General features: G+C 57.1%; 6 protein-coding genes. 1 reads left to right on the forward strand and 5 read right to left on the reverse strand.

Features of this window, described 5'->3' with window-relative positions; genetic code table 11:
• The first annotated feature begins 244 nt into the window (after positions 1-244).
• Positions 245-688 (forward strand): type II toxin-antitoxin system HipA family toxin, encoded by a 444-nt coding sequence (locus ACESNB_RS15155; protein ID WP_373008795.1) that lies wholly within the window; start codon positions 245-247, stop codon positions 686-688.
• A 9-nt stretch (positions 689-697) separates the two neighbouring features.
• Here the strand turns inward: ACESNB_RS15155 and ACESNB_RS15160 are convergent, their stop codons facing one another.
• The 5 genes from ACESNB_RS15160 to egtB all read right to left on the reverse strand — a co-directional run bounded on the left by ACESNB_RS15160 (position 698) and on the right by egtB (position 6,330).
• Entirely contained in the window at positions 698-907 is a 210-nt protein-coding gene (locus ACESNB_RS15160; protein WP_373008797.1) for a hypothetical protein, read from the reverse strand.
• A 161-nt stretch (positions 908-1,068) separates the two neighbouring features.
• Entirely contained in the window at positions 1,069-2,229 is a 1,161-nt protein-coding gene (locus tag ACESNB_RS15165) for an aminotransferase class V-fold PLP-dependent enzyme (protein ID WP_373008799.1), read from the reverse strand.
• A gap of 231 nt (positions 2,230-2,460) precedes the next feature.
• Positions 2,461-4,014 (reverse strand): BCCT family transporter, encoded by a 1,554-nt coding sequence (locus tag ACESNB_RS15170; protein ID WP_373008801.1) that lies wholly within the window; start codon positions 4,012-4,014, stop codon positions 2,461-2,463.
• A 64-nt stretch (positions 4,015-4,078) separates the two neighbouring features.
• The gene (gene egtD / locus ACESNB_RS15175; protein ID WP_373008803.1) at positions 4,079-5,038 is read right to left on the reverse strand and encodes an L-histidine N(alpha)-methyltransferase; all 960 of its coding nucleotides are present in this window, start codon (positions 5,036-5,038) and stop codon (positions 4,079-4,081) included.
• Between the two features lie 2 nt (positions 5,039-5,040).
• On the reverse strand, positions 5,041-6,330 hold the full coding sequence (gene egtB / locus ACESNB_RS15180) for an ergothioneine biosynthesis protein EgtB (protein ID WP_373008805.1): 1,290 nt from the start codon (positions 6,328-6,330) through the stop codon (positions 5,041-5,043).
• Between the last annotated feature and the right edge of the window lie 32 nt (positions 6,331-6,362).

Raw genomic sequence — 6,362 nt, forward strand, 5'->3', positions numbered from 1 at the left:
AGCGCTCGCGTTCGACCTGCATTGCCATCTCGAACACGCGCGCAAAGACCGAAGCGATCTCGCCCGGGCCGTGATCAATCAGCTGTTCCAAGACGGCCTCAATCGCTGTATCCTTGTTACTGTTCATTCGCTGTTCTCCACGGTTGTTTTGCAACTCCATGGAATACCAGATTGGGCAGCCCGTGCTGAGGCCCGCCTCAGCACGGGCTTTACGCCACAACCCGCAAACGAATTTCCAGACGTCGTGTTACACCACCCCTATGAGCAGGCCGTCCACGTCATCAAACGGCTGGGCATGGGGCAGGTGGAAGTCGAGGAACAGTTCCGGCGCGCTGTCTTCAACATCATGGCTCGCAACCAGGATGATCACGTCAAGAACATCGCCTTCCTGATGGACCGATCCGGGCAATGGTCGCTGTCACCGGCCTTCGATGTCTCATGTGCTTGGAATCCGGGCGGCGAATGGACGGGCCGCCACCAGATGAGCCTGAACGGCAAGCGCGATCATTTCACCCGCGAGGATATTCTCTCGTTCGCGTCTAATTCGGGGATCAAACGGGCCAAAGCGATGGAGATACTGGCTGACACAACCGCAGCGCTTGAGCAGTGGCTCGCGCTAGCATTCGAAGCTGGCGTGCCTGAACGTCGCATAAGGTCAATTCAACAAGCGTTCCGGCGAGACATCTGACATCTGTTTTCAGAGACCGGCGAACTTTCCGCCCAGAAGGCTGCACTTGATGAATACGCCATTGCAGATGTTACCGACCTCCGGGGCTAAATCGTCGAGGGGAATGGCCGCTTCTGCGCGATCAGCGAAAACGACCGCGAAGAACGCATCGGCCAGAAGCAAAGTACCATGAACTCCAGCATCATCCTTAAGTCTTTTTCCGGAAATGTGGCGATTCATTATGGCCGGGAACGGCGTGAGCCGCGAAACCAGCAACTGTGCCAGAGATGTATTCCTCTATAGGGGGCTTACAAGAAGGGTCCCGAAGCGCGACGAGAACAAGCCAAGAGTTCGACACGTGCACGGTTCCCATTTCGCATTGGCACTCGGAGATTGAAGGTCTATTTGAGCGTCGACATGAAGCGGAAGATGTCTTCGTCGTCATTGAAATAATGAAGCGATGCCCGAACAAGCGCCGTTAGTTCGGACGCCTCGTAATCCAGTCTGCCGAGCCCTTGGGACGCGACTGAAACCATGATTCCCGCGCTTTTGAGCCGCGCCGCTGTCTGCACGGCATCCTCGCTCGGGAGCAGGAAAGTCACGATGCCGCAACGCCGGTGTCCCAGATCGTGCACTGTCGCGCCGGGGATATCGGCGATCTGTGCGCGCAGAGCATTGGCGAGATCGCTAATGCGCGCCTCGATAACCGGCATGCCGATGCCGCGCGCGTAGCGGATCGCCTCAGTCAGGCCAATCTGTCCTGCGACGTGGCGTTCCCATGTCTCGAAACGTTGCGCGGTTGCCTTCAGCGTATAGGCGGCAGGCGCGGTCCAATCCGCAGAGCGCAGATCGACGAATGGCGGCTCCAGTTTGTCGATAAATCCGCTGCGTACGTAGAGAAAGCCAGTGCCTCGGGGGGCTCGCAAATATTTCCGGCCGGTCGCGCAAAGCATGTCGCAGCCGAGCTTGCGGACGTCGACGTCAAGCTGTCCGACCGATTGGCACGCGTCCAGAAGATAGGGGATACCATGCCGGCCCGCGACGGCGCCGACAGTTTCGGCTGGATTCACCAGGCCGTTATTTGCTGGCACATGTGTCAGCGCGATCAGTTTGGTCTGCGGCGTTATCATCGCCTCCAGCGCGGCGACATCAACCTGGCCCGAAGCATCACTCGGCACCAGCTCGATTCTGATGCCGCTCGTTTTCGCCCGGTGCAGCAGGGCCAGATAGTTCGAGACGTATTCCGATCCATGCGTCAGAACGTGGTCGCCGGGCTCAAATGCGAGCCCGTAGAATGCCAAGTCCCATGCGCGCGTTGCGTTCTCGACAAAGGCGATTTCCTCGGTCTCTGCCCCTATCAGCGCGGCAGCCTCGGTGTAGAAAGCGGCCAGATCCCACTCAGCCGCTTCCTGCGCAGCATAGCCGCCGATCTGCCGTTCCAGCTCCAGATGGCGCAAGACTGCCTGGTGCACCGGCTCTGGTGCCGGCGACGCACCTGCATTGTTGAAGTGAACGTACGATTCGCACGAGGGGGTGTCGGCCCTCAGCCTGGTAATGTTCATGCTGACACCGGCTGGAGCAGGTGGCGTTCAGTTTCCTCTGAAGGCAGTGTCTGAGGAAACAATTCAGATTGTCTTCCCGTGTCCCGTCGGCGGCGTTTAAAAAAAATTATCTCGTTGCCGCTACCGCGCAGAGACAGGCAGCCGGAAACAATCAGCGAACAGAGACCAGCCATATCATTTCCTTTCTACAATGTCGGTTGCTTAGCTTGCCGACGTGTGGCGGACGGATCATCATGCAAGGCTAGGCGACGGCAATCCGGAGGCACCCTCCTTGAGTTTATCAAGTTTGTAAGTGCCGAGCGCTATTAGTGTCAGGTTGAAAGCCGATACGATGAACAGGGCAGGAAATCCGCCGAGGTTGGACAGGATACGAATGCCGTCTATTCCTGAAAAAGTGATCATTACCCAGGCCGATATGCCCACCACGCTCGCCCAGATAAACTTCACGGCCACGCCGTGGCTGCGCGGGATGTCTTCGGGCCGGCCATTGAGGGTTATGCCGGCCAGAACATCGGTGTTGGAGTCTGCGGCTGTCACATAGGACAGGAAGGACAGGATCACCAGGAAGGCGGCCAGTGGAAGGCTGAAAGGCAGAACATCCACCAGCGCATAGAGCACGGATTCTGGACCAAACAGGTCAAGCGACTCTTTCAGCAGGCCCGGAGTGCCCAATTCCGTCTGCAATGCCAATCCGCCAAAAATCGACATCCAGACAATCGAGAAGATCGCAGGTGCCAACAGATTGACGAGGATGAATTCCCGAACAGTGTAGCCCTTGGCGATCCGGCCGAGGAACATTGCAGACATGGGCGCCCAGGCAAGCCATGCCGCCCAGTTGAATACGGTCCAGTCATTGACCCATTCCCGGTCATTGAATGGAGCCAGCAGCAGGGAGCGAGGAACAAATTCCATCGTGAAGCTGATCAATGCCTGGCCGCCCATCACCAAGACTTCGCGGGTCGGCCCAATCAAAAGAACGAAAAGCGCAAGGGCAAGAAAGCCCCGCGTGTTGATATCTGACAGGACGCGTATGCCTCGCTGCAGTCCGCTCGCCGATGACAGGAAGAAAGCGCTCACGATCGTCACCCCGACGAGGGCTGTGATCAGCGGACCCGTACCCAGGCCAAACAAGCGGTCGATGCCACCAGATATTGACAAGATGCCTGCGCCGAGTGTCGCAGACAGGCCGAAAAGCAGAGAGAGAACGCACATAGCGTCAATCAACTCGATCACGCCATCGGGCAGGGTACGACCGATCAACAGGTTGATCGGAGAGGAAATTGAAAAGCGCGCGCCAAAATTATGATAGACGAGCGCGAAGGTCAGGGCGGGTACGGTGTATATTGCATAGGGGGTAATCGACCAGTGCATAAACAGGGATGTGAGGGCGAATCGCGCAGCGTTTTTGGACCCTGGCTCAATGTCCAGTCCGCCTGGATTGTACAGGTGATACATGGGTTCGGCTGTGGCCCAGAACAGGATTCCTATGGCGATGGTCGTGGTCAGGGTAATACCAAACCAGTTCCAGCGCGACAGTATTGGTACGGCGTCCCTACCGCCGATGCGGATACGGCCCAGAGGCGAGAAGAAGGCCCAGATGCACGTCACGACGAAGGCGAACGCGCTAAAGGCAAAGGCGTCGGAGAACGTACGGAGGATCCAGTCATTGATCTGGGTCGTCACATCACGTGTTGCCTCGAAGTCGATCAGGCTGGCGGTAACCATTATCAGGAAGAGCGTGAGGGGAAGCCCAAATACGATCGGTCTGACGGATATCTTTCGCATTGATGTATTCCTTTGAGTCCCGACGTCCTCGCCTGTCTTGTTTCAGACGGCATTCGTGGCGCTTTTAATCGTCGATGACAAGAAGTGCGACGGCAAACAAGCCGTCCGGATCCGAAAAAAGGTGCGTCGTTGTCCAGCCCGCAGCGGCGCACATTCGCTCCATGTCCGTGGGACTGAACTTGCGCGAGTTCTCGGTATGGATGGTTTCACCCCGTTCAAAGCAAATAGTGCACTGACCAATGTCGACCACCTGGTCAACGAGGCTCTCCAAATGCATTTCGATGCGCGAGTATTCCTCGTTCCAGATCGCCATATGCCTGAATTGTTCAATCTGGAAATTGGCTGACAGTTCGCGATTGATGCGGGTCAGAATGTTGAGGTTGAATGCAGCTGTGACTCCTTGGGCATCATCATAAGCGGGGATGAGAATATCCTGCGATTTCCTGAGATCATATCCCAGCAGAAATTTCGCATCGGCTCCCAGGCTTACCCTGCACTGCGTCAGAAAATTCAGGATTTCCAGGTCGTTGAGGTTCCCGATCGTGGATCCGGGAAAGAATCCCAGTCTGGGAACAGTCTGAATCTGATCCGGTAAAGCAAGCGGTCTGAGAAAGTCCGCGACACGCGGCAAAACCTGCAAGTCCGGATAGTCGCGCTGAATCTTCTGGGCAGCATCAACAAGGAAGGGACCGGATATGTCGATTGGGACATAGAAGTTCGGGTCGTCCAGGGCGTTCAGCAGGATTCGCGTCTTCACCGACGCGCCTGCGCCGTACTCGACGACCGCTGTGTCAGGTCCGACTTCGCTTGCCACGGATTCAGCATGTTCGCGAAGTATCGCGGTTTCGGTCCGGGTCGGATAGTATTCCGGAAGCCGGGTTATCTCTTCGAACAGCTCAGAACCGCGCGCGTCATAAAGCCAGCGACTGGGCAGGGATTTTCGGGGTTGGCAAAGCCCGTCAAGCACATCCTCTTCAAAGGCATAAGCATTTTTGTCCCGGTCTTCAGATTGGGTATAGGCCATGATCAGGATTCCCTCGCGAGGCGCAGGCCGGCAAATTGCCAGCGCATAGAAGGCGGAAAGAAGTTCCGGTAGGTGGGGCGCATATGGCCTTGCGGCGTGACGCACGAGCCTCCGCGAAGGACCATCTGCCCGCTCATGAACTTGCCATTATACTCGCCGACCGCCCCCTTCGCGGGCTTGTAGCCGGGATACGCAGTGAACGGACTGGACGTCCATTCCCAGACGTCCCCGAAAAGCCCTTCTGGGCGTTCGCCCATTGTCTGGCACTGTGGTCGCGGTTCCAGGCAATCAAGCTCGAGAAAGTTGCCGCAAAAGGGACCGGACGTGGTGGCGTTCTCCCATTCCTGCTCTGTGGGCAATCGCGCTCCTGCCCATCGCGCATAGGCATCCGCTTCGTAGAAACTAATGTGGCAAACTGGACGCGCTTGCCTGACAGGCTGCGGCCCGTGCAGGGTCATGGTCCACCAGCCACCTTCGCGACGAAACCAGTACTCAGGCGATGCCCAGTTTTCCGCACTTGCTCTCGCAAAACCGTCGGAAAGCCAGAAGGATGGATTGCTATAGCCATCATCCTCCATGAACGCCAGCCATTCCGAATTCGTCACGCATCGATCGGCCAGTTTGAAAGGATTGACGATGACATCATGAGCGGGCTGTTCGCAATCAAATGCGAAACCGTCAGCATCATGTCCTATCGCGACGATGCCACCCTTGAACGATGACCAGGTAAGAGGCGTCTCGGTTGCGGCCTTGGGCTTGGGCGGAGGGCCTCCGGCAAATGACGGACGAAGTGGGTTCTGGGCAAACAAGTGAAGAATATCGGTGAGCAGAAGCTCTTGATGTTGCTGCTCATGTGAGAGACCGAGTTCGACGAGCGCCGGATCGAACAGTCGGTGATCTGCGAGAAGCTGCACGACGTGCTGATCGACATGGCGGCGATAGTCCAGCACGGTATCGAGAGAGGGCCGCGTCAGCAGCCCCCGCTGTGGTCGGGGATGCCGCGCGCCTACACTGTCATAATAGGAATTGAACAGGTAGCTGAAGCGAGGATCGTACAGAGCGTCGGAACCAAGGGCAGGCAGGACAATAAATTGCTCAAAGAACCAGGTCGTGTGTGCCAGATGCCATTTTGCAGGGCTCGCGTCGTCCATCGACTGTGCGGTCGCGTCGGCGTCAGACAGGCTCTTCGCGAGGTCGCAGGAAAGTTCACGCACGCGTTGGAATGTCAGTTTTCTGTCAGGTTGGGCTGCTATGGCTTGTGCTCTCTCGACGATCTGCGTCCGGGTGTGCATGTGTTTCTTTCTGTATCAGCCGGATCGCCGGC

Origin of the sequence: Hyphomonas sp. (assembly GCF_041689225.1) — a bacterium.
Lineage (GTDB): Bacteria > Pseudomonadota > Alphaproteobacteria > Caulobacterales > Hyphomonadaceae > Hyphomonas.

What these genes read in the sequence shown, in the direction of transcription:
- ACESNB_RS15160 (WP_373008797.1), bottom strand. Translation starts at nt 907, where the DNA reads ATGAATCGCCACATTTCCGGAAAAAGACTTAAGGATGATGCTGGAGTT.
- ACESNB_RS15165 (WP_373008799.1), bottom strand. Translation starts at nt 2,229, where the DNA reads ATGAACATTACCAGGCTGAGGGCCGACACCCCCTCGTGCGAATCGTAC.
- ACESNB_RS15170 (WP_373008801.1), bottom strand. Translation starts at nt 4,014, where the DNA reads ATGCGAAAGATATCCGTCAGACCGATCGTATTTGGGCTTCCCCTCACG.
- egtD (WP_373008803.1), bottom strand. Translation starts at nt 5,038, where the DNA reads ATGGCCTATACCCAATCTGAAGACCGGGACAAAAATGCTTATGCCTTT.
- egtB (WP_373008805.1), bottom strand. Translation starts at nt 6,330, where the DNA reads ATGCACACCCGGACGCAGATCGTCGAGAGAGCACAAGCCATAGCAGCC.